19 protein-coding genes and 1 pseudogene are annotated in these 23,593 nt (G+C 71.0%); 11 read left to right on the top strand and 9 right to left on the bottom strand.

The window, feature by feature from the left end; all coding sequences use genetic code 11:
• Window positions 1-291: 291 nt before the first annotated feature.
• Together H293_RS0122350 and H293_RS0122340 are read right to left on the bottom strand one after the other, a co-directional pair.
• A complete protein-coding gene (locus H293_RS0122350; RefSeq protein WP_020120070.1) occupies window positions 292-966 on the bottom strand; it encodes a response regulator transcription factor in 675 nt (224 codons plus the stop codon).
• 526 nt (window positions 967-1,492) lie between these two features.
• The gene (locus H293_RS0122340) at window positions 1,493-4,234 is read right to left on the bottom strand and encodes a nitrate- and nitrite sensing domain-containing protein (protein WP_020120068.1); all 2,742 of its coding nucleotides are present in this window, start codon (window positions 4,232-4,234) and stop codon (window positions 1,493-1,495) included.
• A gap of 334 nt (window positions 4,235-4,568) precedes the next feature.
• Between H293_RS0122340 and H293_RS0122335 the strand changes: the two genes are divergently transcribed.
• From H293_RS0122335 to H293_RS0122320, 4 genes are all read left to right on the top strand, one after another.
• Window positions 4,569-4,943 carry a response regulator gene (locus H293_RS0122335; RefSeq protein WP_020120067.1) on the top strand — a complete coding sequence of 125 codons (375 nt, stop codon included), beginning with the start codon at window positions 4,569-4,571 and terminating at the stop codon, window positions 4,941-4,943.
• Between the two features lie 212 nt (window positions 4,944-5,155).
• Window positions 5,156-6,112: a hypothetical protein gene (locus tag H293_RS0122330; protein ID WP_028808092.1), complete on the top strand. Its 957-nt coding sequence runs from the start codon at window positions 5,156-5,158 to the stop codon at window positions 6,110-6,112.
• A gap of 135 nt (window positions 6,113-6,247) precedes the next feature.
• Window positions 6,248-7,378 carry a LacI family DNA-binding transcriptional regulator gene (locus H293_RS0122325; protein ID WP_020120065.1) on the top strand — a complete coding sequence of 377 codons (1,131 nt, stop codon included), beginning with the start codon at window positions 6,248-6,250 and terminating at the stop codon, window positions 7,376-7,378.
• A gap of 90 nt (window positions 7,379-7,468) precedes the next feature.
• Window positions 7,469-8,380, top strand: a complete 912-nt coding sequence (locus H293_RS0122320) for a carbohydrate kinase family protein (RefSeq protein WP_020120064.1) — start codon at window positions 7,469-7,471, stop codon at window positions 8,378-8,380.
• 65 nt (window positions 8,381-8,445) lie between these two features.
• Here H293_RS0122320 and uvrA read toward each other — a convergent pair whose 3' ends face one another.
• Entirely contained in the window at window positions 8,446-11,484 is a 3,039-nt protein-coding gene (uvrA, locus tag H293_RS0122315) for an excinuclease ABC subunit UvrA (protein WP_020120063.1), read from the bottom strand.
• A gap of 228 nt (window positions 11,485-11,712) precedes the next feature.
• On the opposite strand from uvrA, the gene H293_RS0122310 reads away from it, so the two are divergent.
• The 5 genes from H293_RS0122310 to H293_RS0122290 all read left to right on the top strand — a co-directional run bounded on the left by H293_RS0122310 (window position 11,713) and on the right by H293_RS0122290 (window position 15,893).
• A complete protein-coding gene (locus H293_RS0122310) occupies window positions 11,713-12,399 on the top strand; it encodes a maleylpyruvate isomerase family mycothiol-dependent enzyme (protein WP_020120062.1) in 687 nt (228 codons plus the stop codon).
• 9 nt (window positions 12,400-12,408) lie between these two features.
• The gene (locus H293_RS0122305) at window positions 12,409-13,065 is read left to right on the top strand and encodes an MBL fold metallo-hydrolase (RefSeq protein WP_028808091.1); all 657 of its coding nucleotides are present in this window, start codon (window positions 12,409-12,411) and stop codon (window positions 13,063-13,065) included.
• A gap of 301 nt (window positions 13,066-13,366) precedes the next feature.
• Complete coding sequence (locus H293_RS0122300) at window positions 13,367-14,251, top strand: ABC transporter substrate-binding protein (RefSeq protein WP_020120060.1); 885 nt, start codon at window positions 13,367-13,369, stop codon at window positions 14,249-14,251.
• Window positions 14,248-15,138, top strand: coding sequence for an amino acid ABC transporter permease (locus tag H293_RS0122295; RefSeq protein WP_020120059.1), 891 nt, complete (start codon window positions 14,248-14,250; stop codon window positions 15,136-15,138). The genes H293_RS0122300 and H293_RS0122295 overlap by 4 nt, the downstream gene beginning before the upstream one ends.
• The gene (locus H293_RS0122290) at window positions 15,135-15,893 is read left to right on the top strand and encodes an amino acid ABC transporter ATP-binding protein (protein WP_020120058.1); all 759 of its coding nucleotides are present in this window, start codon (window positions 15,135-15,137) and stop codon (window positions 15,891-15,893) included. The genes H293_RS0122295 and H293_RS0122290 overlap by 4 nt, the downstream gene beginning before the upstream one ends.
• Before the next feature lie 57 nt (window positions 15,894-15,950).
• Here H293_RS0122290 and aroQ read toward each other — a convergent pair whose 3' ends face one another.
• Window positions 15,951-16,424 carry a type II 3-dehydroquinate dehydratase gene (aroQ, locus tag H293_RS0122285; protein WP_007381264.1) on the bottom strand — a complete coding sequence of 158 codons (474 nt, stop codon included), beginning with the start codon at window positions 16,422-16,424 and terminating at the stop codon, window positions 15,951-15,953.
• 159 nt (window positions 16,425-16,583) lie between these two features.
• Between aroQ and H293_RS0122280 the strand changes: the two are divergent.
• Together H293_RS0122280 and H293_RS0122275 are read left to right on the top strand one after the other, a co-directional pair.
• Window positions 16,584-16,703: pseudogene (locus tag H293_RS0122280) on the top strand (LD-carboxypeptidase); the annotation flags it as partial.
• Window positions 16,704-16,796: 93 nt separating this feature from the next.
• Window positions 16,797-18,074: an MFS transporter gene (locus tag H293_RS0122275; protein WP_033415578.1), complete on the top strand. Its 1,278-nt coding sequence runs from the start codon at window positions 16,797-16,799 to the stop codon at window positions 18,072-18,074.
• Here H293_RS0122275 and H293_RS0122270 read toward each other — a convergent pair.
• The 5 genes from H293_RS0122270 to H293_RS0122250 form a co-directional block, all read right to left on the bottom strand.
• Window positions 18,064-19,164 carry a calcium:cation antiporter gene (locus tag H293_RS0122270; protein WP_020120055.1) on the bottom strand — a complete coding sequence of 367 codons (1,101 nt, stop codon included), beginning with the start codon at window positions 19,162-19,164 and terminating at the stop codon, window positions 18,064-18,066. The genes H293_RS0122275 and H293_RS0122270 overlap by 11 nt on opposite strands.
• 45 nt (window positions 19,165-19,209) lie before the next feature.
• Window positions 19,210-19,512, bottom strand: coding sequence for a hypothetical protein (locus H293_RS0122265; RefSeq protein ID WP_020120054.1), 303 nt, complete (start codon window positions 19,510-19,512; stop codon window positions 19,210-19,212).
• Window positions 19,513-19,642: 130 nt separating this feature from the next.
• Window positions 19,643-20,644 carry a TerC family protein gene (locus H293_RS0122260; protein ID WP_028808090.1) on the bottom strand — a complete coding sequence of 334 codons (1,002 nt, stop codon included), beginning with the start codon at window positions 20,642-20,644 and terminating at the stop codon, window positions 19,643-19,645.
• 226 nt (window positions 20,645-20,870) lie between these two features.
• A complete protein-coding gene (locus H293_RS0122255; RefSeq protein ID WP_020120052.1) occupies window positions 20,871-22,910 on the bottom strand; it encodes a TerD family protein in 2,040 nt (679 codons plus the stop codon).
• Between the two features lie 51 nt (window positions 22,911-22,961).
• Complete coding sequence (locus H293_RS0122250; RefSeq protein WP_007381272.1) at window positions 22,962-23,540, bottom strand: TerD family protein; 579 nt, start codon at window positions 23,538-23,540, stop codon at window positions 22,962-22,964.
• Between the last annotated feature and the right edge of the window lie 53 nt (window positions 23,541-23,593).

Below are 23,593 nucleotides of genomic sequence, written 5' to 3'. Positions count from 1 at the left end.
GGCGAGGGCTGACACTCCGGTGAGCCTGTGGACAACGACCGGGGTCCGTCCGGCGGATCGGGAGCGGTGAGCAAGGGAGGGGGCCGGGGTGAGCGCCGGGACGCTTGACGACGCACGGGATCATCCGCGACCTCCCGAGACGATCTCGGCCTGCCTCGAACCGCCGAGGTCGTGTCCAGCCTGCCGCGTTCACTGGTGCCGGCCGAACGCTGGGAGCCCGCGGTGCCCGAGCCCGGGTTCCGGTCACGGCGTCCGGCACGCGCGCCTGATCTCAGGATCCGTCGACGGCCCCTAACGGGACTCCAGGAACGTCAGCACCGCCAGCACCCGTCGGTGGTCCTCGGTGTCCTCGGTGAGGCAGAGTTTGCCGAGGATGCTGCGGACGTGTTTCTCGACGGTGCCTTCGGTGACCCACAGGCGGCGGCCGATGCCGGCGTTGGAGCGGCCCTCGGCCATCAGGGCGAGGACCTCGCGCTCGCGGGTGCTCAGGTGGGCGAGGGGGTCGTCGCGGCGCCGGGCGGAGAAGAGCTCCTGCACCAGGGAGGGGTCGACCACCGAGCCGCCCCGGTGGATGCGCTCCAGGGCCTCGATGAACTCGTCGACGACCGTGACCCGGCTCTTGAGCAGATAGCCCACCTTGCGGCCGCTCGCCAGCAGTTCCAGGGCCTCCTCGACCTCGACGAACGCCGACAGGACGAGGATGCCGGTGTCGGGGTGGCGTGCACGGATCGTGCGGGCCGCCTTGAGGCCCTCGGTCGAGTGGTCCGGAGGCATCCTTATGTCGACGATCGCCAGCTCGGGACGTTCCTCGTCGACCAGTTCCAGAAGCCGGGCCGCGTCCCCGGCCTGGCCCGCGACCTCGTATCCGACCCGCTCGCACAGACTGGCGAGCCCCTCCCTGAGCAGGATGTCGTCGTCGGCGAGGACAACACGCCCCCGCGCCGGCTGTTGTGCTGCGTAGTCCATGACCCCGGTCCCCACCCCTGCCCGGCCTTCGCGGTGCGCCTCCCGAGGAGGTCGGAGCTCCCCCGGCCCCGCCCGCCGTCTGCGCTCCCACAGCCTGCCCCACCTTTCGGGTTGCAGCTAGCCGGAAGCGGAATTGGGGGCCTGCCGTGACGACTTGCGGCCGTCCGCGGGCGATGCTCGAAGCAGTGCAGATGCAGTCCGGCCGGCCGTCCCGGGCGAGGGACGGAAGGTCGCACGACCGAAGGGTGCGGGACATGCGGCGGACACGGATCGTGAGGCAGCGTCGAACGGTCCGTGCCCGCCGGTACCCGGAGGAGAGGTACGGTCCGACCGACGTCCTGGACCCCAGGGACCCGGACATCGTGCGAGCCAAGCGGCTGCGGACCGCGCTGAACGGCGGACCTCACCGCCACTAGAGCCGGACGGACACCCCCTCCGTCCGACCGGACCGCCCGGAGCGTACGCGACGTCATCAAGTTCAGGCTCCCCCACCTGGACGGACCCCCCGGCGTGCGCCTCCGGGCGGTCACAAGTCCGGCGAGGGCCCGGCCAGTGGCAGCCGCACGTCCACGGTCGTGCCCTCGCCGGGCGGGCTACCGACCGTCAGCCTGCCGCCGATCGCCTCGACCCGGTCGACGAGCCCGATCAGGCCGGTGCCGTGCCTCGGCTCCGCGCCTCCGACGCCGTCGTCGCAAACGGTCAGTTCCAGGACGTCGTCGCGGATCTCCGCCGACACCTCCACCACGCGCGCGTGGGCGTGTTTGGCCGCGTTGTTGAGGCACTCAGACGTCACGTAGTAGGCGGCCACCTCCAGTCGTTCCGGCAGCCGCGCCGCGGGCAGCTTCAGATCTAGTTCGACGGGGACCGCGGAAAGGCGGGCCAGGGAGCGCAGGGCGGGCCCCAGTCCCCCCTTGGACAGGATGGCCGGGTGGATGCCCCTGGCCACCTGGAGCAGGTCCTGGAAGGTGTCGTCGAGGCCCTTGCCGACGTGCGCCAACTGTTCGGCGAGCTCCGAGGACCGGTCGGTCACCAGCATCTCGGCGAGCCGCAGCTCCAGCCGGACCGCGACGAGCCGCTGCTGGACCCCGTCGTGCAGGTCGCGCTCGGTGCGACGCCGGGAGGCGTCCGCCTGGGCCACCACGCGCGCGCGAGAAGCGGTCAGCTGGGCACTGCTGTCGGCGTTGGCGATGGCGGTGGCGACGAGGTCGGTGAAGTCCGCCAGCCGCCACTCGATGCCTGCGGGCAGCACCTCCAGGGGCGAGGCCGCGAGGACGAAGCCCCACATCCGGTCGTCGACGACGATGGGCGCGCACGCGGCATGACCGATGTGGGCGGCGCGCCGGGTCCGGGTGACCTCGTCGATCGCCTCGCGCTCCGCCGCCCTGCGCTCCTCACGCGTGGCCTCCTCGAGTTCCTCGGGGAGGCCGAGCCCGGACCCGAGGAGCGTCTGGCTGCCGTCGGGCTCCTGCCGCAGCACGGCCGCGCTGGTGTCCAGCAGGTCTCCCACCTCCTCGGCCACGAGGGCGAACACCTCGGCCGGCGGTGCGCCGTGGGCCACCAGGGTGGCGACCCGGCGCAGGGCGTCCTGCTCCCGGCTGGTGCGGCGGCTGTCGGTGACGTCGCGGGCGGTGGCGTAGATGACCCCCTCCTCAAGGACCGGCCGGGCGCTCCACTGAAGCCGGAGCTCGGTGCCGTCGCTGCGCAGGCAGCGGTTCTCGAACCCGACCAGTTCGACGCCGTCGGCCAGCCGCGCGAGGGCCTCCCGGGTGCTCGTGCGGTCCTCCTCGTGCACGAACTCGATGAACGGCCTGGCCAGGAGTTCCTCGCTCGAACGGCCCAGGGTGCGTTCGAAGGCGGGGTTGACCCGCTTGAGACGGCCGTCGAGCCCGCTGATGCAGAGCAGGTCGAGCGAGAGGTCGAAGATGCCCGCCAGTTCCTCCTCGGCCTGCTCACGCCGTCCCTGAGCCGCCGCGAAGGAGGCCATGGTGTCGTTCATCCCTCTGAGCAGCCGGCTCCAGGTGCCCTCGAAAGAGGCCTCGTCGGCGCGGTGTTCGAGGCGGTTGTGGTCGATCGCGGTGTGCATGGCGCGGATCTCGGCGGCCAGCCGCTCGGTGGTCACCCGCAGTTCGCGGAAGGTGTCGGCGACCTCGCCCAGTTCGTCGCGGCCCGCGTACCGGATGTCGTAGGAGAGATCGCCGTACGACAGTGCCCGGGCGCCCGCGGAGACCTCACTGAGGGGACGGGTGATCGACCGGCTGAGCGCGAGGGCGAGGAAGGTGACGAGGGCGAGCACGGCGAGGGAGGCGGTGAGGTCGCGTACCGCGCGTGTCTCCGCCTCGCGGCGGTCGTGGCCGGCCGTGGTGTCGAGTGCGCGGGCGGCCCGGTCCTGGACACCGCGCAGGGCGTCGACGCGGGCGCCGGAGTCGGCGAGCCAGCGCTCGTACGAGGGCCACCGGGCGCTGTCCGGGCGGGCGGTGGCCAGCAGGTCGCGGACCCTGCGGACGGCCCGGCCGGGGTCCTGGGACTCGATGACGTACAGCGCGGTCCGCAGGTCGTCCGAGGTGTTCTCACGGAACGCGTCGAGCTGGGCCGTCTCCAGGGCGGGCCAGCGGCCGGCGCCGGTGGGGCGGCCGGCGGGCCCGGCGAGCAGGGCGGCGACCTCGGCCTGTTCCCGTTCGGCTGTCTCGATGGCCCGCAGCAGCGCGAGGTGGGCGTCGGCGGCGCGGCCCGAGGCCCGGGTGGGGCGGCCGGCTTCGAGCGCGGTCACGTCGTCGAGCAGGGCGTCCTCGACCTTGCCGTACTGCTCGGCGATGTCGGGGGCGGTGAGCGAGCCGGTGCCCGTCCGGGCGCGCAGGGAGTGCAGTTGACGGCCGAGAGCGTCGAGGTCGCCGGTGACGTCGGAGCCGGGCCGGGAGGCGGCGCGGGCCGCGGCGCGCTTCAGGGCCTGGTCGGTGGTTCGTTCGGTCGCGGTCCGTTCCACCGATGCACTCGGCCCGGGGCGCAGCCGGGCCTTGACCGCGGCAAGCCGCTCGCGTGCGACGGCGTCGGTGACCTCGGTCGCGGCGAACGACACTCCGGCGCCGGTGTGGAAGTCGCGCAGGGTCCGCGCCTCCCGCCACTGGGCCACGGAACTGAAGGCGGTGAAGGCCAGGAGCCCGGTGACCGGCAGCAGTACCAGCAGCAGCAGCTTCCGGCCGACACGCAGCCGGGCGAGCGGCGGGACGCGGTGCGGGGCCCGGGGCTGTCGTCTGAGCGGTGAGCGGCGCATGACAGGGCCTCAGGTGCCGTCGCTTCCGCGTGGGGTGCCGTCGGGTTCCGTCATGCGAATCACCCCTCTGCGGAGGGCCCTTTCACGCGTCCCTGCGGGGAACGGTCGGTCGTGATCCGACCCCTTCAGCATGCCCGTGAACACCGCCGCCGTCCATGTCCCCCGAGGACCGCGGGCGGTCGGGCGGTGCGGCTCACGGTCGGTTCTCCGGGTAACCGTCGTGGGCGGCACGGCACAGGACTTGAGCACATTCCAGGCGCCGGGAAGCAATCCTCCCCGAGTCTTACCCGGTAGCCGGAAAGCGCGGTCACCGGCGAGCTGGGACCCTGTCCGCATGTCCATGCGCTGTCTTCTCGTCGATGACAGCATCCGGTTCCTGGAGGCTGCGCGAAGCCTGCTGGAACGCGACGGGATACCGGTCGTCGGCGTCGCACTGTCGGGTACCGAGGCTCTTCTACGGGCCGCGGAGCTCACCCCCGACATCGTCCTGGTCGATCTCGACCTCGACGGCGAGAGCGGCTTCGACGTGGCGGCGGAACTGGCTCGCAGTGTGTCCTGCGTCATCATCCTGGTCTCCACGCACGCGCGAGAGGACTTCGAGGAGCTGATCGCCGGCAGCCCGGCGCGAGGGTTCCTGCCCAAGTCGGCGCTGTCGGCGAGGGCGATCAGGGAGCTGCTGGACGGTGGCGGACAGGCCTCGGCAACCTGAGCGAGCGGGGTCACGGACCGGCCGGGAGTACACCGCGGTTCGGCGACAGGTGTTGTCGGGACTTGGTCAACACGCTTCAATGCGGAGGAACTCGGGGCCGGGAACGACGGCGTACGGATGTGAAGCCTCCCCGGCACTGCCACGGACGGCCCCGACGCACCCTCACGAACGGCCTGACCAGCCGCCCGGACCTGCACAGAAAGGCCCCCTGCATGCCGCACGCCACACAGCACGCGGACGTCGTGAGCGCCGCCGACGCGGAACTGGACTCGGCCCTGCGAGGCGGCCCCTTCCATGTCGCACTGCGCGCGGCGATCGCCGCACGGGGGCTGCCGCTTCAGCGCGTCCAGCACCATCTGTCGCGCTACGGGGTCAAGGTCGGTGTCACCAGCCTGAGTTACTGGCAGCAGGGCGCCCGGCGCCCGCAGCGTCCCGAGTCGCTGCGGGCCGTACGGGCACTGGAGGAGATCCTTCAGCTGCCGGAGGAGTCGCTGATCCGGCTGCTCGCCGAGGACGACGACCGGTCGGCCGCCGAGCGGCCCGCGGCCCGCTCCTACCGCTCCCTCCTCGCGGCCTCGGACGTCCTCGGACAACTCCTGGGCGAGCTGGACGCGCCGCCCGACGGCGGGCTGCACACCCTCGGACATCACGAGCGGATAGGCATCGGGGCGCACCGCGAGCTGCGCAGCCGCGAGTCGCACCACATCGTGCGCGCCCAGCGCGAGGGCGTCGACCGCTTCATCGCCGTGCACCACGGCGACCCGGGGTGCGTGCCGGAGCTCATGACCGTGCACGCCCTGGAGAACTGCCGTACGGGACGCGTCCGTTCGCACCACGACACCGGGGTGCTCGTGGCGGAGCTGCTCCTCGACGCCCGGCTGCGGGCCGGTGACACCTTCCTGTTCCGCTACTGCGTCGAGGACGGCACGGCCGGGGTGTCCCGCGAGTACGTCCGCGGCTTCGGCTCGCCCGGCGGGCAGTACGCGCTCCAGGTCCGGTTCGACGAGAACGCCCTGCCGCTGCGCTGCCACCGCTTCGCCCAGCACTCCCCCGCCGCACCCCGCAGCGGCCGTCGGGAACTGTCCCTCACCGGCCATCACCACTCGGTGCACCTGGTCGAGCCGCGGGTGCGGTCGGGGGTGGTGGGGATCGGCTGGGACTGGGAGTGAGCGGTGCGACGTCAGGGCGGTGACGGCGCGTAAACGCTTGCGCAAGCGTTTACGCGGGCTGCTGAATGGGATACCTTCCGGGCGGTGGGCTGCCGTTCCGGTGGCCCACGGGAGCCGTTCCGGGAGGGGAACCCGATGCCGACCATGGCCGACGTGGCACGCAGCGCGGGGGTGTCCGTGGCGACCGTCTCGCACGTCCTCAACGGCACCCGGCCGGTCCTGCCCCACACCCGCCAGGCCGTGCTGGACGCCGTCGAGGAGCTCGGCTACACCCCCAACACCCTGGCCCGTTCCCTGGTGACCTCCCGCACCCGCTCCATCGGGCTCGCGGTGTCGGCGATCAGCAACCCGTACTTCACGGAGATCCTCCAGGGCGTCGAGGCGGGCGCGCTGGAACACGGCTACAGCCTGCTCATCGCCGATCCGCACGACGACCCCGAGCACGAGCGCAAGGTCGTCCAGCTGCTGCACGAGCGGCGCGTGGACGGCATGATCGTCGCGCCCTCGGCCAACCCGCGCGAACTGGTCTCCTACCTCGGGCGCCATCAGGTGCCGACGGTGTTTCTCGACCGGGTGGTCGACGGTTCGACCGGCGGCGCCGATCGTTTGGCGGACGGTGCCGGCGGTTTGGCGGACGGTGCCGGCGGTTTGGCGGACGGTGCCGGCGGTTTGGCGGACGGTGCGTTTGCCGCCCCCGCGGACAGCCCGCAGCCCTTCGACCAGGTCTGCGCCGAGAACACCGAGCCGGTGGCCGGGCTGGTCACCCATCTCGCCGGACTCGGGCACCGGCGCATCGGACTGGTGGCCGGCCTGCCCGGACTGAGCACCACGGCGGAACGGATCGCCGGGTACCGACAGGGCCTCACCAGCGCCCGCCTCCCCTACGACGATCACCTGGTCGTCCACGGCGACTCCGAGTCCGCCGGAGCCGAACGGGCCACCAACGCCCTGCTCTCCCTCACCGCGCCGCCCACCGCCCTCGTGACCGCCAACAACGCGATGACCATCGGCGCCCTGCGTGCCCTGCGCGAGCGCGGACTCTCGGTGCCGGACGACCTCGCCCTGTGCTGCTTCGACGACTTCGCCTGGGCCGACCTGTTCTCGCCCCGGCTCACCGCGATCGCCCAGCCCAGCAGGGAGATCGGCGCACAGGCGGTCCGTGTGCTCCTGGAACGCCTCAACAGCCCGGACCGGCCCGCCCGGACCGTGCGCCTGGACTGCACGTTCATGCACCGCACGTCGTGCGGCTGCCCGGACTCCGGATGACGGGCGCGGCCCTCGCCGTGGCCGGCCTCCCCGGCGCTCCCCTTCCTCCCAGCACCTTCAGCCCCCGCAGTTCGAGAAAGGACCCGTTTCGTGATCGTCGTCGCCGGTGAGGCCCTGATCGATCTGGTACCGCAGGGCAGGGGTGCCCTCGCGGGTCTCAAGCCGGCGCTCGGCGGCGGCCCCTACAACACCGCCGTGGCCCTCGGCCGGCTCGGCTCCCCCACCGCCTTCTGCTCCCGCACCTCGCGCGACGCCTTCGGCGAGGCCCTGCTCGACGGGCTCCGGGAGGCGGGGGTGGACGTGTCCGCCGTGCAGCGCGGCCCCGAACCCACCACGCTCGCCGTCGCCACGATCGACACCGACGGCTCGGCCGCCTACTCGTTCTACGTCGACGGCACCGCCGACCGCCTGTTCGCCGCCCCCGCCGAACTCCCCGCCGGCACGCGCGCGGTGTCCTTCGGCACCTGCTCGCTCGTCCTGGAACCGGGGGCGAGCGCCTACGAGGAACTGCTGCGGGCCGCGGCAGCGCAGGGTGTGTTCACCGCGCTCGACCCGAACATCCGGGCCGGGCTGATCCCCGACGCGGACGCCTACCGGGCCCGGTTCAAGAGCTGGCTGCCGTCGGTGTCGCTGCTCAAGCTCTCCCAGGAGGACGCGCTGTGGCTGGGCGGCACTCCGAGCGAGTGGCTGGCCGCGGGGCCCTCGGCCGTCGTGGTCACCCAGGGCGGTGACGGACTGACCGTGTTCACCCGGGACGGGGCGGTGCTGCCGGTCCCGGGCGAGAAGGTCGACGTCGTGGACACGATCGGCGCGGGCGACACGGTGAACGCGGCCCTGCTGCACGGCCTCGCCACCCTCGGCGCGCTGTCCCCGCAGGCGCTCACCGGCCTGGGCGTCGAGGACTGGACCCGGCTGCTGCGGTTCGCGGCCCGCGCGGCGGCGATCACCTGCTCACGAGCGGGGGCGCAGCCGCCGTACGCCTCGGAACTGGGCGAGCTGTAGGGGAGTCGAAAGAGCGGTGCCCCGCGGGGGTTCCCGCAGGGCACCGCTCGTTCAGTCGTTCCGGCTCAGGCCTTGCGGGCCCGGGTCGTCCTCTTGGCGGGTGCGGCCTTCTTGGTGGCTTCGGCGGCCTTCTTGGTCGTCGTCGTCCTGGCCGTCGCCGTCTTCTTTGCCGTGGACTTGGCGGCGACCGTCTTCTTCGTGGCGGCCGTCTTCCTGGCCGGCGCCTTGCGCGGGGCCTTCACCGAGGTCCCGTCGCTGATCCGGTCGGCGCCCAGGATCTCCCTGAGGAACTTGCCGGTGTGGCTGGCCGGGACTCCGGCCACCTCCTCCGGGGTGCCCTCGGCCACGACGAGTCCGCCGCCCGCGCCGCCCTCGGGACCCATGTCGACGACCCAGTCGGCCGTCTTGATCACATCGAGGTTGTGCTCGATGACGATGACGGTGTTGCCCTTGTCGACCAGCCCTGACAGGACCTTCAGCAGCTTGCTGATGTCCTCGAAGTGCAGACCGGTGGTCGGCTCGTCCAGGACGTAGACCGTACGGCCGGTGGAGCGCTTCTGGAGCTCGCTGGCGAGCTTCACGCGCTGGGCCTCGCCGCCGGACAGGGTGGTGGCTGCCTGGCCGAGACGGACGTAGCCGAGGCCGACGTCCTTGAGGGTGTTGAGGTGTCGGGCGATCGCGGGGACGGCGTCGAAGAACTCCGTCGCCTCCTCGATCGGCATGTTCAGGACGTCGGCGATGGACTTGCCCTTGTAGTGGACCTCCAGGGTCTCCCGGTTGTAGCGGGCGCCGTGGCAGACCTCGCACGGGACGTAGACGTCCGGGAGGAAGTTCATCTCGATCTTGATGGTGCCGTCGCCCGCGCAGTTCTCGCAGCGGCCGCCCTTGACGTTGAAGGAGAAGCGGCCGGGCATGTAGCCGCGGACCTTCGCCTCGGTGGTCTCGGCGAACAGCTTGCGGACGTGGTCGAAGACGCCGGTGTACGTCGCCGGGTTCGATCGCGGGGTGCGGCCGATGGGCGACTGGTCGACGTGCACGACCTTGTCGACGAGGTCGTCGCCGTCCACGCGCGTGTGCCGGCCCGGGACACTCCTCGCGCCGTTGAGCTCGCGCGCCAGGTGGGTGTACAGGATGTCGTTGACCAGGGTCGACTTTCCGGAGCCCGAGACACCGGTGACCGCGGTGAACACGCCCAGCGGGAAGGACACGTCGATGTCCTGGAGGTTGTTCTCGCGGGCCCCGTGCACCGTGAGCTGCCGGGACGGGTCGAGGGGGCGGCGGATGTCGGGCAGCGGGATGGCCTTCTTGCCCGACAGGTACTGGCCCGTCTCCGACTCGGCGTTGGCCAGCAGCTCCTTCAGGGAGCCGCTGTGCACGACCTTGCCGCCGTGCTCGCCCGCGCCGGGGCCGATGTCGACGATCCAGTCGGCGACCTTGATGGTGTCCTCGTCGTGCTCGACGACGATGAGCGTGTTGCCCATGTCGCGCAGCCGGACCAGGGTCTCGATCAGCCGGTGGTTGTCGCGCTGGTGCAGGCCGATGGACGGCTCGTCGAGGACGTACAGGACGCCGACGAGTCCGGAGCCGATCTGGGTGGCCAGGCGGATGCGCTGGGCCTCGCCGCCGGAGAGGGTGCCGGCCGCGCGGTTCAGCGAGAGGTAGTCCAGGCCGACGTCGACCAGGAACCTCAGCCGCTCGTTGACCTCCTTGAGGACCCGCTCGGCGATCTTCTTGTCACGGGCACTGAGCTTCAGCTCGCCCAGGAAGTCCGCGCAGTCGCTGATGGACATGCCGGAGACCTCGGCGATCGACTTGCCCATGACGGTGACCGCCAGGACGAGCGGCTTGAGCCGGGTGCCCTGACAGGTGGGACAGGGCACCTCGCGCATGTAGCCCTCGAAGCGCTCGCGGCTGGCGTCGCTCTCGGACTCGCTGTGCCGGCGCTTGACGAAGGGGACGGCCCCTTCGAAGGGGGTCGTGTAGACCCGCTCGCGGCCGTACCGGTTGCGGTAGCGGACCTCGATCTGCGTCTTGTGGCCGTGGAGCAGGGCCTTCTTGGCACGCTGCGGCAATCCCGCGAAGGGGATGTCCGTCCGGAATCCGAGCGCGTCCGCGAGGGCGCCGATCAGACGGCCGAAGTAGTCCTTGGTGTGCCCGTGCGACCAGGGGTGGATGGCGCCCTCGTCGAGGGACTTGTCCTCGTCCGGGACGATCAGCTCCGGGTCCACCTCCATGCGCGTGCCGATGCCGGTGCACTCGGGGCAGGCGCCGAAGGGCGAGTTGAAGGAGAAGGAGCGGGGCTCCAGCTCCTCGAAGGACAGGTCGTCGTACGGGCAGTACAGGTGCTCCGAGAACATCCGCTCACGCTCGGGGTCGTCCTCGGGGAGGTCGACGAAGTCGAGCACGACCATGCCGCCGGACAGGCCGAGGGCGGTCTCCACGGAGTCGGTGAGACGGCGCTTGGCGGAGTCCTTCACCGTGAGGCGGTCGATGACCACCTCGATGGTGTGCTTCTCCTGCTTCTTCAGCGTGGGCGGGTTGGAGAGCTGGACGGTCTCGCCGTCCACCCGCGCGCGGCTGTAGCCCTTGGTCTGGAGGTCGGCGAAGAGGTCGACGAACTCTCCCTTGCGCTCCCGCACCAGCGGCGAGAGCACCTGGAAGCGGCTCCCCTCCGGCAGCTCCAGGACCCGGTCGACGATGGCCTGCGGCGACTGGCGCGAGATCGGCCGGCCGCACTCGGGGCAGTGCGGCTTGCCGATGCGCGCGAAGAGCAGACGCAGGTAGTCGTAGACCTCGGTGATGGTGCCGACCGTCGAGCGCGGGTTGCGCGAGGTCGACTTCTGGTCGATGGAGACCGCGGGCGAGAGGCCCTCGATGAAGTCGACGTCGGGCTTGTCCATCTGGCCGAGGAACTGGCGGGCGTACGAGGAGAGCGACTCCACGTAGCGCCGCTGGCCCTCGGCGAAGATGGTGTCGAAGGCCAGGGAGGACTTGCCCGACCCGGACAGGCCCGTGAAGACGATGAGCGAGTCGCGAGGCAGGTCGAGCGAGACGTTCTTCAGGTTGTGCTCGCGCGCGCCACGGACGATGAGACGGTCGGCCACGCCGGTCCGCACCTTTCTTGGCTTGAGAGGGGTGACAGGGGCGGGGCCCCCGTGCTTTCTCAGACTAGGGGGAGCCACTGACAACGCCGGTCGGATTCCCGGATGCGTAACAATCCCCGGCCTTCCAGCATGCCCGACGCCGCACCCGACCATATAGCACGTGCATTCGATTTACGGCACTGCTTCACCACCTTCACCCAAAGGTGTGGCGGAGCTAGGGTCAGCACCATGATTGATCACGCTCATGACCTGGAGTCTGTACGTGGTGCGACCGAGCGGCTGCTGACCGCAGCCGCCGCCATGGACAACGCGGCCGTGACCAAGTCGTCACGGCTGCCGGGCTGGAGCCGCGGCCATGTCCTCGCGCACCTCTCCCGCAACGCCGACGCCCTGGTGAACGTTCTGCGAGGCCGGGCCATGTATCCCTCCGCGGAAGCGCGCGACGCCGACATCGAGCGCGACGCCCCGCGCCCCCTCGACGTCCAGCTCGCCGACCTCCGCGCGAGCGCCGCCCGCTTCGACGAGGAGGGGGCCGCACCGGCCGACTGGTCACGCACCGTCGAGCTCCGCAACGGGGTCACCGACTCCGCCTCCGGAGTGCCGTTCCGGCGGTGGGCCGAGGTGGAGCTGCACCATGTGGACCTCGGGATCGGGTACGAGCTCGAGGACCTCTCGGAAGAGTTCACGCAGCGCGAGATCGACTTCCTGACGCAGCGGTTCCGGGGCCATCCCGCCGTACCCGCGCTCCTTGTCGAGGAGGACGACGGCCGCACGATCCCGACGGGCGGCGACGGGGATCCCGCGCTCGTCGTCACCGGCCGCCAGGCGGACCTGCTCGGCTGGCTCGCCGGCCGCCGCGACGGCTCGGCACTGACGGTCCACGGCGGCACTCTCCCCTCGCTGCCGCCGCTATAGGCTGCCGCCATGACGTACAGCGGACAGGTGACGGTCGGCGGACCCGCCGACGTGCACGAGCTCAAGGACCTGATGATCACCAAGATCGCGGTCGGCCCGATGAACAACAACGCCTACCTGCTGCGCTGCCGGGCCACCGACGAGCAACTGCTGATCGACGCCGCCAACGAGGCGGACACCCTGCTGGGCATGATCGGTGACGACGGCATCGCGTCCGTCGTCACCACCCATCAGCACGGCGACCACTGGCAGGCGCTCGCGGCGGTCGTCGCGGCCACGCGCGCGCGTACGTACGCCGGCCGGGACGACGCCGACGGCATCCCCGTCCCCACCGACGTGCCGGTCGACGACGGCGACGTCATCCGCGTGGGGCACGTCGAGCTGACCGCGCGCCACCTGGTCGGTCACACCCCCGGCTCGATCGCCCTCGTCTACGACGACCCGCACGGGCATCCCCATGTGTTCACCGGGGACTGCCTGTTCCCGGGAGGCGTGGGCAACACCCGCAAGGATCCCGAGGCGTTCGCCAGCCTGATCCACGATGTCGAGACGAAGATCTTCGACGTGCTGCCGGACGAGACCTGGGTGTACCCGGGACACGGGAACGACACGACACTGGGCGCGGAGCGTCCGCAGCTGCCGGAGTGGCACGCACGGGGGTGGTGAACTCCGGGGCGCGCGCCCCGCATACACCCCTGCGCACGCACCCCGTGTGAACTCTTCGCACACGCCGGTGTCACGCACGCGCTCCCGGCGCACTTGGTTGCGCAGTCAACTGGGAGGAGCCCCGCACAGGATGACGGCTCCTGCGCGGTACGGGCCGCCGGTCTTTCATCCCCGCCCTCGACCGGCGGCCCCGGCCCGCTGTCCGGAAACTGTTCACAGAAATGCAACACCCGTTCCCAATATCCGGACGATTGCCGTCGTGACCTCGACAAACGGGACAGTGGACTGTCACTCTCCCGCCATGCACCCTGCCCCTCGCGCCCTGCGCCGCGCCGCCGCGGCGGCATCCATAGCCCTGCTCGCCACCGCCGTCGGCTGTGCTCCGCAGCCGGAGGACGACGCGAACGCCAAGGCCTCGGGGTCGACCGGAACCACCTGCGCCAAGGGCGAGTTGGCCACCAAGACCTCCGGCAAGCTGACCGTCGCGACCGACGAGCCCGCCTACGAGCCGTGGTTCAAGGACGACAAGCCCGCGAGTGGCAAGGGCTTCGAGTCGGCCGTCGCGTACGCCGTGGCGAAGCAGCTCGGTTACGACAAGAGCGCCGTCGTCTGGCAGAGCGTCCCCTTCAACAAGGCTTTCGCGCCCGGGGAGAAGACCTTCGACTTCGACATCAACCAGGTGTCGATCAGCGCCGAGCGCAAGAAGGCCGTGGACTTCTCGTCCGGCTACTACGACGTGCGCCAGGCCGTCATCGCGCTCAAGGGCACCAAGGCGGCCAAGGCGACGAGCATCGCGGACCTGAAGGGCCTCAAGCTGGGCGCCCAGGTCGGCACGACGAGCCTGAACTACATCGAGGACGTGGTGAAGCCGACCCACGAGGCCGCCGCGTACGCCAAGAACGACCAGGCCAAGTCCGCGCTCCAGAACCGCCAGGTGGACGCCATCGTCGTCGACCTGCCGACCGCCTTCTACATCACCGCGGCCGAGGTGACGGACGGCACGATCGTCGGGCAGTTCGAGAACCAGGGCGGTACGCCGGAGCAGTTCGGGCTCGTGCTCGACAAGGGCAGCGCGCTCACCTCCTGCGTGACCGTTGCCGTGGACGCCCTGCGCAAGGACGGCACGCTCGCCAAGCTGGAGCAGGAGTGGCTGTCGGACGCCGTCGACGCCCCGGTGCTCAAGTGACGCTCACGAAGGACGAGGCCGGCCAGGAGAGCGCGGGCGACTCGTACACGCCCTCGCAGCGGCGGATCGAGCGGGAGCGCCTCAAGCGCACCCGCGCCCGCCGTGCGACGGCGATCGCCGCGGTCTCGACTCTGGTCACCGCGCTCGTCCTCTACCTGGTCGTCGTCAACGCGCCCGGCTGGCCGCGCACCAAGGAGACGTTCTTCAGCGGGCAGTACGCGCGGGAGGCGTTCCCGAAGGTCCTCGAAGGGCTGTGGCTGAACGTCCGGTTGCTGCTGGTCTGCGGTGTCGCCGTGCTGGTGCTCGGCATGCTGATCGCCATCGCCCGCACGTTGCGCGGCCCGGTGTTCTTCCCCCTGCGCTTCCTGGCCGCCGCCTACACGGACTTCTTCCGCGGCCTCCCGCTCATCATCAACCTCATGATCGTCGTCCTGGGCGTCCCGGCCCTGCGGCTCCAGGGCGTGACGGTCGACCCGGTGTGGCTGGGCGGCACGGCGCTCACGCTGACGTACTCGGCGTACGTGGCCGAGGTGTTCCGCGCCGGCATCGAGTCCGTGCACCCCTCACAGCGCGCCGCGGCCCGTTCGCTCGGGCTCTCCAACCGGCAGGCGCTGCGGTACGTGGTGCTGCCGCAGGCGGTGCGCCGCCAGGTGCCGCCCCTGCTGAACGACCTGGTGTCCCTCCAGAAGGACACCGGTCTGGTGTCGATCGGGGGCGCGATCGACGCCGTACGGGCCGCCGACATCATCGTCGGCCGGAGCCTCAACTACACGCCGTACATCGTCGCGGGCCTGGTGTTCGTGGCGCTGACCATCCCGATGACCCGCTTCACGGACTGGGTGACGGCACGGATGGACCGTCGGCGGGCCCAGGGAGGAATCGCATGAGCGACGCAGACGGACCGGTGCTGCGGATGGAGTCCGTCCGCAAGACCTTCGGCGACTCGGTCGTGCTGCGGGACGTCGACCTGGAGGTCGCCCCGCACACCGTGACCGCGCTGATCGGGGCCTCCGGCTCCGGCAAGTCGACGCTGTTGCGCTGCGCCAACCTCCTGGAGGACATCGACGACGGCGCCATCTGGCTGGACGGCGAGGAGATCACCGATCCGCGCGCGGACCAGGACGCGGTACGGCGCCGTATCGGCGTGGTCTTCCAGGCGTACAACCTCTTCCCGCACATGACGGTGCTGGAGAACATCACGCTGGCCCCGCGCCGGGTGCACGGAGTGGCCCGCGCGCAGGCCGAGGAGCACGCCCGCGAGCTCCTGGAACGGCTCGGGCTCGGCGGGAAGGCGGGCGAGTACCCCGACCGGCTCAGCGGCGGTCAGCAGCAGCGGGTGGCGATCGTGCGGGCCCTCGCCGTGCGCCCCCGGCTGCTCCTGCTCGACGAGATCACCGCGGCCCTCGACCCCGAGCTGGTGGGCGAGGTCCTGAACGTCGTGCGCGACCTGAAGGCCGACGGGATGACCATGGTGCTGGCCACGCACGAGATGGGCTTCGCTCGCGAGGTCGCCGACCAGGTGTGTTTTCTGGACTCGGGTGTGGTCCTGGAGCGCGGGACCGCCGAGCAGATCTTCGGCGACCCGCAGCAGGAGCGCACCCGGCGCTTCCTGAAGCGGATCGTGGAGGCGGGACGGCTGTAGGGACGGCTGTAGGGAGCGGTACACGCGGTAAGGACCGCCCGTCCAGGACATCGGTCCTTACACGTCGGCCTGGGCCGGCCCGGCCAGCGCCGCGACCCGCTCCACGCCGAACACGTACCCCTGCACACCGCAGCCCGCGATGACCCCGTCCGCGCGCAGCGAGACGTAGGAGTGGTGCCGGAAGGACTCGCGCCGGTGGATGTTGGAGATGTGCACCTCCAGTACCGGCAGCCCGTCACAGGTGTTGAGTGCGTCCAGAATCGCGACCGAGGTGTGCGAGTAGGCACCGGGGTTGATGACGATCCCGCAGTGGTTCAGCCGCGCCTCGTGGATCCAGTCGACCAGCTCGCCCTCGTGGTTGGACTGACGGAAGTCCACCGTGCCGCCGTGCGCGGCCGCCGCCTTCGCGCACAGGGCCTCGACGTCGGCGAGGGTGTCCTTGCCGTAGATCTCCGGCTGCCGCTGACCCAGCAGGTTCAGGTTGGGACCGTTGAGGATCATGATCGGGGCGTTGGCGAGGGTGCGGGGCACGGTTCCTCCGGTCGGTGAAGACGGGCTGCTCGGACCCGGTTTATCACGGTGCGCCGAGCGCGGCGCGGCCCATACCCTCCGGGCATGCCGACGATCTCGTATCCGCCCACGCCCGCACCCGGTGACCGTGCCGCCGACATCCATGCCGCGTTCGCCGACCCGAGCATCAAGATCGTCTTCGATGTGGACTGCGGCCACACCGATTCCCAACTCGTCATCCCCTACGGCGGTCTCGTCCGCGTCGACGGTCCGGCCCGGCGCATCACCGTCACGTACTGATCACTCCCGCGCGCTCACGCGCCCCCGTAACCCGTGATCACCGTGGGTAGTTGACGCGGCATGCACGACGTACGCACCGTGAGGGCGCCCTCCATGCCGAGGCTCGCGACCGCCTCGCTCGCCGGGACGGCCATCGAGTTCTACGACTTCTTCGTCTACGGGACGGCCGCGGCGCTGATCCTGGGGCCGCTGTTCTTTCCGACCTTCTCGCCGCTCGCGGGGACACTGGCCGCCTTCGGGACGTTCGGGGTCGGGTTCGTCGCGCGGCCGCTCGGGTCGGTGCTGTTCGGGCACATCGGTGACCGGCGTGGACGGCGGCCGGTTCTCGTGGGCTCGCTGCTGCTGACCGGCGCCGCCACGGTCGCGGTCGGCTGCGTGCCGACGTACGACACGATCGGCGTGGCCGCGCCCGTGCTGCTTCTGGTGCTGCGCTTCCTGCAGGGGCTGGGGCTCGGCGGGGAGTGGGGCGGGGCCGTGCTGCTGACCGCGGAGCACGCGCCCCCGGAGCGGCGCGGGCTGTGGACGAGCTTCCCGCAGGTGGGACCCGCCCTGGGCTTTCTGCTCGCCAACGGGGTGGTGCTGGCGCTGTCGGCCACGCTGTCCGAGGCGCAGTTCGCCTCGTGGGGCTGGCGGGTGCCGTTCTGGGCGGCCGGGGCGCTGGCGGCGACGGGCCTGTGGCTGCGCTCCTCGCTTCCGGAGAGCCCTGGTTTCCTGGAGATCGACGACCACGCGCGCGTGCCGCTCGCCGAGGTGGCCCGCGACCACTGGCGGCTCGTCCTGCTGACGGCCGGGGCGCTCTCGGTCGGGTACGCGATCTTCTATGCCGTGACGACGTGGTCCCTCGCCTACGGGACGGAGCGGCTCGGGGTGAGCCGTACCGTCATGCTGACCTGCATCATGGCCGCCGTGCTGGTGAAGGGCTCGCTCACGCCGGTGGCGGCGCTGCTCGGGGACCGGTACGGACGGCGGCCGCTGTGTCTCGCGGGATGTGCGGCGGCGGCGCTGTGGATGTTCCCGATGGTGGCGCTGCTCGCGACCGGGGAGCCGCTGCTGATGTTCCTCGGCTTCCTGGGCGCGATGATCGCGTTCATCACGATGTTCGCGGTGATCGCCGCCTATCTGCCGGAGCTGTACGAGCCGCGCGTGCGCTGTACGGGGGCCGCTGTCGGTTACAACCTCGGCGGGGTGCTCGGCGGCGCGCTGACCCCGGTCGTGGCGACGGCTCTGGTGGAGCAGGGCGGGCGGGTGCCCTGGGGCGTGGGCGCGTATCTGACCGGGATCGCGCTGCTCAGTCTCGGGTGTTTCGCGTTGCTGCCGGAGACGCGGCCGGTGCCCGTGGCGGCGGTGGCGGCAGAGCCGGTCATGGATTGATCGCCAGCTCCAGGTAGGCCGCGAACACCACCAGGTGGACGCCGCCCTGGAGCGGTGTGGCCCGGCCGGGAACCACCGTCAGGGAGCTCACCACCACGGTCAGGGCCAGCAGCACCATGTGGGTGGAGCCGAGGCCGAGGACGAGCGGGCCGGAGAGCCAGACGGTCGCCAGGGCGACGGCGGGGATGGTCAGGCCGATGCTGGCCATGGCCGAGCCGAGGGCGAGGTTGAGGCTGGTCTGCACGCGGTCGCGGCGCGCGGAGCGCAGGGCGGCGATGGTCTCGGGGAGCAGCACCAGCAGGGCGATGATCACACCGACGACGGCGTGCGGAAGGCCGGCCCTGGCCACCCCGGACTCGATGGTCGGTGAGACGCCCTTGGCCAGACCGACCACCCCGATCAAGGCCAGGCCCAGCAGGCCCAGGCTGATCAGCGCGGCGCGGGCGGTCGGCGCGTGGGCGTGGTCGTCGACGGTGATCACCTCGCCCTGGCGGGTGATCGGGAGGAAGTAGTCGCGGTGCCGTACGGTCTGGGTCGCCACGAACAGGCCGTAGAGGATCAGCGAGGACAGCGCGGCGAAGGTCAACTGGGTGGTGGAGAACTCCGGGCCCGGCTTGCTCGTGGTGAACGTCGGCAGCACCAGGCTCAGCGTGGCCAGGGTGGCGACCGTGGCGAGGGCGGCGCCGGTGCCCTCGGGGTTGAAGACCGCCGTGCCGTGGCGCAGTGAGGCCACGAGGAGGCTGATGCCGACGATGCCGTTGCAGGTGATCATCACGGCCGCGAAGACCGTGTCCCTGGCCAGGGTCGAGCTCTTGTCGCCGCCGTCCGCCATCAGGGTGACGATCAGGGCCACCTCGATGATCGTGACGGCGACGGCGAGAACGAGCGAGCCGAAGGGTTCGCCGACCCGGTGGGCGATCACCTCGGCGTGGTGCACTGCGGCCAGCACGGCCCCGGCGAGCACCAGGGTCACGAGCACGACGACCACCGCGGGCAGATCGCGACCCCAGGTGAACACCAGCAGGACGACCGCGAGTACCGGCACGACGGACGTCCAGCTCGTGGTGAGCGACCTGAGCCGAGCGATCATGCAGCGATCGTCGCAGAGGCCCGCGGGCCTCGCACTACGCCGGGACTACTTGAGTTCACCCGATTCCAGGACGTCGCAGTTGGTGTAGACGCGCTCGCCGATGCTCAGCTCGCCCAACTGCTCCGCGAGTTTGCTCGTCTCGGGGTCGTCGCTGTTGCGCATGGCCTCGTCGAACGACTCGAACTCGATCAGCGCCAGGTAGTGGTTGGGCTTGTCCCGGTCCTTCAGGAGCATGCGGTGGGTCGGGCCGCCCGTCCTGCCCGCGCTGCGCTGCTCCGCCTCCTGCAGCAGCTGCCGCATCTCGTCCAGGCGCTCGGTCTCGAAGCCGATGATCTGCACGAACTTCATGGTGTCTCCAGCCGGCCGCGGCGCCCCCGGACCGGGAAACGCGCTCTGGAACAAAACAAGCACCGGGAGAGGTACCCGGCAATTCGCCGCGCACCGCTCCCGGGGGTGGTTCTTCCTACGCCTGCCGTGGTCAGGCCTCGATGCTGTCCTTCGGAGCGCCTTCACTCTCCGTCTGCGCCGCCTCGGCCGCCGCCTGCCTCTTGGAGGCCATCAGGCTGGTGATGGTGGTGACGATCAGGACCGAGCAGATCACCCCGAGCGAGACCGGAATGCTGATCTCGGGGACGTGGACCCCGGACTCGTGCAGGGCGTGCAGGACCAGCTTGACGCCGATGAAGCCGAGGATGATCGACAGGCCGTAGCTGAGGTGGACCAGCTTCCTCAGCAGGCCGCCGATGAGGAAGTACAGCTGCCTCAGACCCATCAGGGCGAACGCGTTGGCCGTGAAGACGATGTACGGGTCCTGAGTCAGGCCGAAGATCGCGGGGATCGAGTCGAGCGCGAACAGCACGTCGGTGGAACCGATGGCGAGCATCACGACGAGCATCGGGGTCATGACCCGCTTGCCGTTCTCCACGATCCACAGCTTGGTGCCGTGGTAGCGGTCGGCCACGCCGAACCTGCGCTCGGCGGCCTTGAGCAGCTTGTTCTCCTCGAACTCCTCGTCCTCCTCGTCCGCCCGGGCCTCCTGGATGAGCTTCCAGGCGGTCCAGATGAGGAAGGCGCCGAAGATGTAGAACACCCAGGCGAAGCTGGCGATGATCGCGGCACCGGCGGCGATGAAGATCGCGCGCAGCACCAGGGCGATGAGAACACCGACGAGGAGCACCCGCTGCTGGTACTGCGAGGGCACCGCGAATTTCGCCATGATCAGGACGAAGACGAAGAGGTTGTCCACGCTCAGGGACTTCTCGGTGATGAAGCCCGCGAAGAACTCACCCGAGGGCTCGCCGCCGGCGAAGATCATCAGACCGAGGCCGAAGAGGCCGGCCAGGGCGATCCAGACGACCGTCCAGATGCCCGCTTCCTTGATGGACACGTCGTGCGGCTTGCGGCCGATGAAGAAGTCGACCGCGATGAGGGCCGCGAGGCCCACGATCGTCAGGACCCACAGGGTCACGGAAACATCCACAGTTCCTCCGGCAATACGTAACGGCAAGTAACCAGCGTCGTCGCGCTGCCGGAGGTCTCTTCCACCCACGGTGGGCCGACGCCCCGGGATCAGGCCTGATCCGTATTGACGGGTACGCCGCAGTCGACAGGGAGTACTCCCCTCCGTGCCATCCACCGTACCCAATCACCAAGGAAAGGTAAAGCAATTGGCAAAAGAAAGGTCAAAATACCTGATGGAATGGGCTTTACGTGTACTTGGCGCGAGCCTCCGCGACCTGGTTCAGGACCTGCTGGAGCACCTGGCTGCCTGGCGGGACGAGCGCGGGCTCGTAGGTCCAGGCGTGCCCGACCCACGGGTCGGCGAGGTGGTCGTCGGGCACCGGGGTCAGCCGCATGAGCGAGCGCCACAGGGGGTCGAGGAGGGGGCCGTAAGCGGAGGCGTCCTCACGGTCCGCGACCATCATCAGGTGGACGCCGACGGACGGTCCCTCGTCCGCCAGGTAGCGCAGCTGGGTCACGGCCCGGTCGTCGAAGCCGTGCGGGAAGTCATTGACGATCAGCAGCTGCTCGGAGGTGTCGAGGCCGGGCGGGAGGGAGTCGGCCGCGCCGCCGCGCACCGCCATCTGCACCAGGTCCACACGCTGGGTGAGGCGCGCCAGGACCTCCGCCACGCCGGCGGCTCCGACGGCGGGCGGGGCCGCGAGCACGCCGCTCCACACCAGCGGGGCGAGCGCCTGCGCCCCCGAGCCGGCCGGGTCGATGACGTGCAGGGTGTAGTCCCCGGCGGGATGGACGGCGACCAGCCGGGCCGCGAGCGCCACGGCCGTGTCCAGGGCGAGGCGGTGCAGTTCGTCGGAGTCGAGGAACGAGCCGTCGAGAGATTCGGCGGCCCCGCTGTCGATCCACAGGCCGCGCTCCAGCGGGAGCCGGACCAGCATCGGGATGCGCAGCTCGGGGCACTCGGGCAGATGCAGGTCGCCCAGGCGCACGGCCATGGGCACCTCGAACGGCACCCGGTAGCCGTGCCAGACCGGGTTGTCCCAGCTGGCGTACGCCGCCGGCAGGGCGGGTTCGACCACCTCGGACTCGGCCGTGAGCTGGCCGAGATCCCGGTCGTAGGCCGCGCGGGCCTGTTCGACGAGCCGGGCGTGCTTGGCACGGGCCGCCTCCCGAGCGGCGTCACCCTGCCCGCCGATCCGGCTGCGCGGGTCGGCGAGGGCCGCGTCCAACTCCTTCTCCATGCGCGAGTCGGCGAAGTCGACGGCACTGCGGTACGCGGCCGTGGACCGGGCCAGGTCCTCGAACATGCCCCACACCTGGTTGTAGAGCCGCTCCTCCATGGACCAGCCGGTGGCGTCCCCGGCTACGGGCCGCGCGGGCTGACCCGGCGGAGCGGGAGGCACGGCGGGCGGGGGCGGCGGCGGGGTGGTGTTCTGCCGTAGGGGGTGGCTGTAGTCGACCGGGCCACCGACGGTGGGCGGCTGGGGCGTGGTGTCCACCGGACCCGGGGTGTGTCCGGACTGCAGTGTGCCGGAGACCGGACCACCGCTCGGGGACTGTGTGCCGTAGGGCGACAGGGGCTGCGGGGTGTTCGGGGACGGTGGCTGCGGCGGTACGGCACCGGGGGTGCCCTGGGTCGCGGAGGATCCCTGGTCCGCGCCCGGCGTCGGTGTGGCCGACTGCCGGGTACGGTCACCGTCCGCCGTGAGCGGTGGTGGCATCGGCACCGCGCGGGCCAGGCCCCGGGCCACCGCCTCGTGGATGTCGTGGGCGAGCTGTCCGGCTTGGGGAAGGCCCTGGTCTGTGAGGAGTTCGGCGAGGCCGCCCGCATAGCCCTGCCCCACGGCGCGTACCTTCCAGGCGCCCTGGCGGCGGTAGAGCTCCAGCGCGACGACCGCCGACTCGGCGTCCAGTCCGGTGATGGTGTAGCTGACGAGCTCGGTGCCGTCCAGGCCGGTGACCGCGACGAAGGGGGCGGCGACGGCGCCGAAACGCACGGGGCCGCCCGCCGCCGGCAGTGCGAGCAGCACATGGACCCGATGGACGGCCTCGGGCACCGCGCCGAGATCGACGGCGAGGCGGTGGTCGGCGGCCGCCTGCCGGGAGACCTCCAGACCCGGCAGGGTGGGCGCGCCCGGGTGGACGACCCACTCGACGCCGTGCACCCTGCCGTGCTCGTCGCCGAGCGTGGCTCCGACCACGACCGGCGTGCCGGCCGCGATCCGGATCTCGAGTCGGGCCTGGGAGAGCGGGTGGTTCTGCCCCCGCACCAGCTCGGCCGTCATCGCCTTCTCCCCCCGTGTGGTGGTGTCGGTCGGTGCCGCTCGGCGGGCCGGTTACAGGTGCGGCAGGATCGCCGGCATCAGGTCCTGGAAGGTGCGGCCGTTGGCCGGGGTGCCGAGGGCCGTCATCGTCCAGCCCGCACCCGTCCGGTGCACCTTCGCCATGATCTGGGCGGTGTAGGCGCCGCCGCCGGCGAGCGTGTAGCGGGCGAGCTCGTCACCGTTGGTCTCGTCGACCAGGCGGCAGAAGGCGTTCTGCACTTCCTGGAAGGTCTGGCCCGTGAAGGAGTTCACGGTGAAGACGATCTGGTCGACGTGGACGGGGACACGGGAGAGGTCGACGAGGATCGACTCGTCGTCCCCGCCCTGGCCGACGCCGCCGACGAGGTTGTCACCGGTGTGCTTGACCGAACCGTCGTCGCTCACCAAGTGGCGGAAGAAGACCACGTCGACGGGCTGCTTGTCCGCGAACAGGACGGCGGAGGCGTCGAGGTCGACCTCCCGCGTGCGCGAGCCGAACAGGCCGCGCCGGGGAGCGGCCTGCCAGCCGAGGCCCATGCGCACCGCGGTCAGGCTGCCCCCGTCGTTCTTCTGCAGACTGATGGCCTGACCCTTGGTCATGTTGACGGTCACGCGCCGAACCCCTCTCGCTGCTGTCCCCTGTTGCCGCGGTCCCCGCGGTGGTC

The organism is Streptomyces canus 299MFChir4.1, from assembly GCF_000383615.1.
GTDB classification, from domain to species: Bacteria; Actinomycetota; Actinomycetes; order Streptomycetales; family Streptomycetaceae; genus Streptomyces; species Streptomyces canus_C.
The sequence above is the reverse complement of the archived record's forward strand: the minus strand, read 5'-3'. Positions and strand labels throughout refer to the sequence as shown.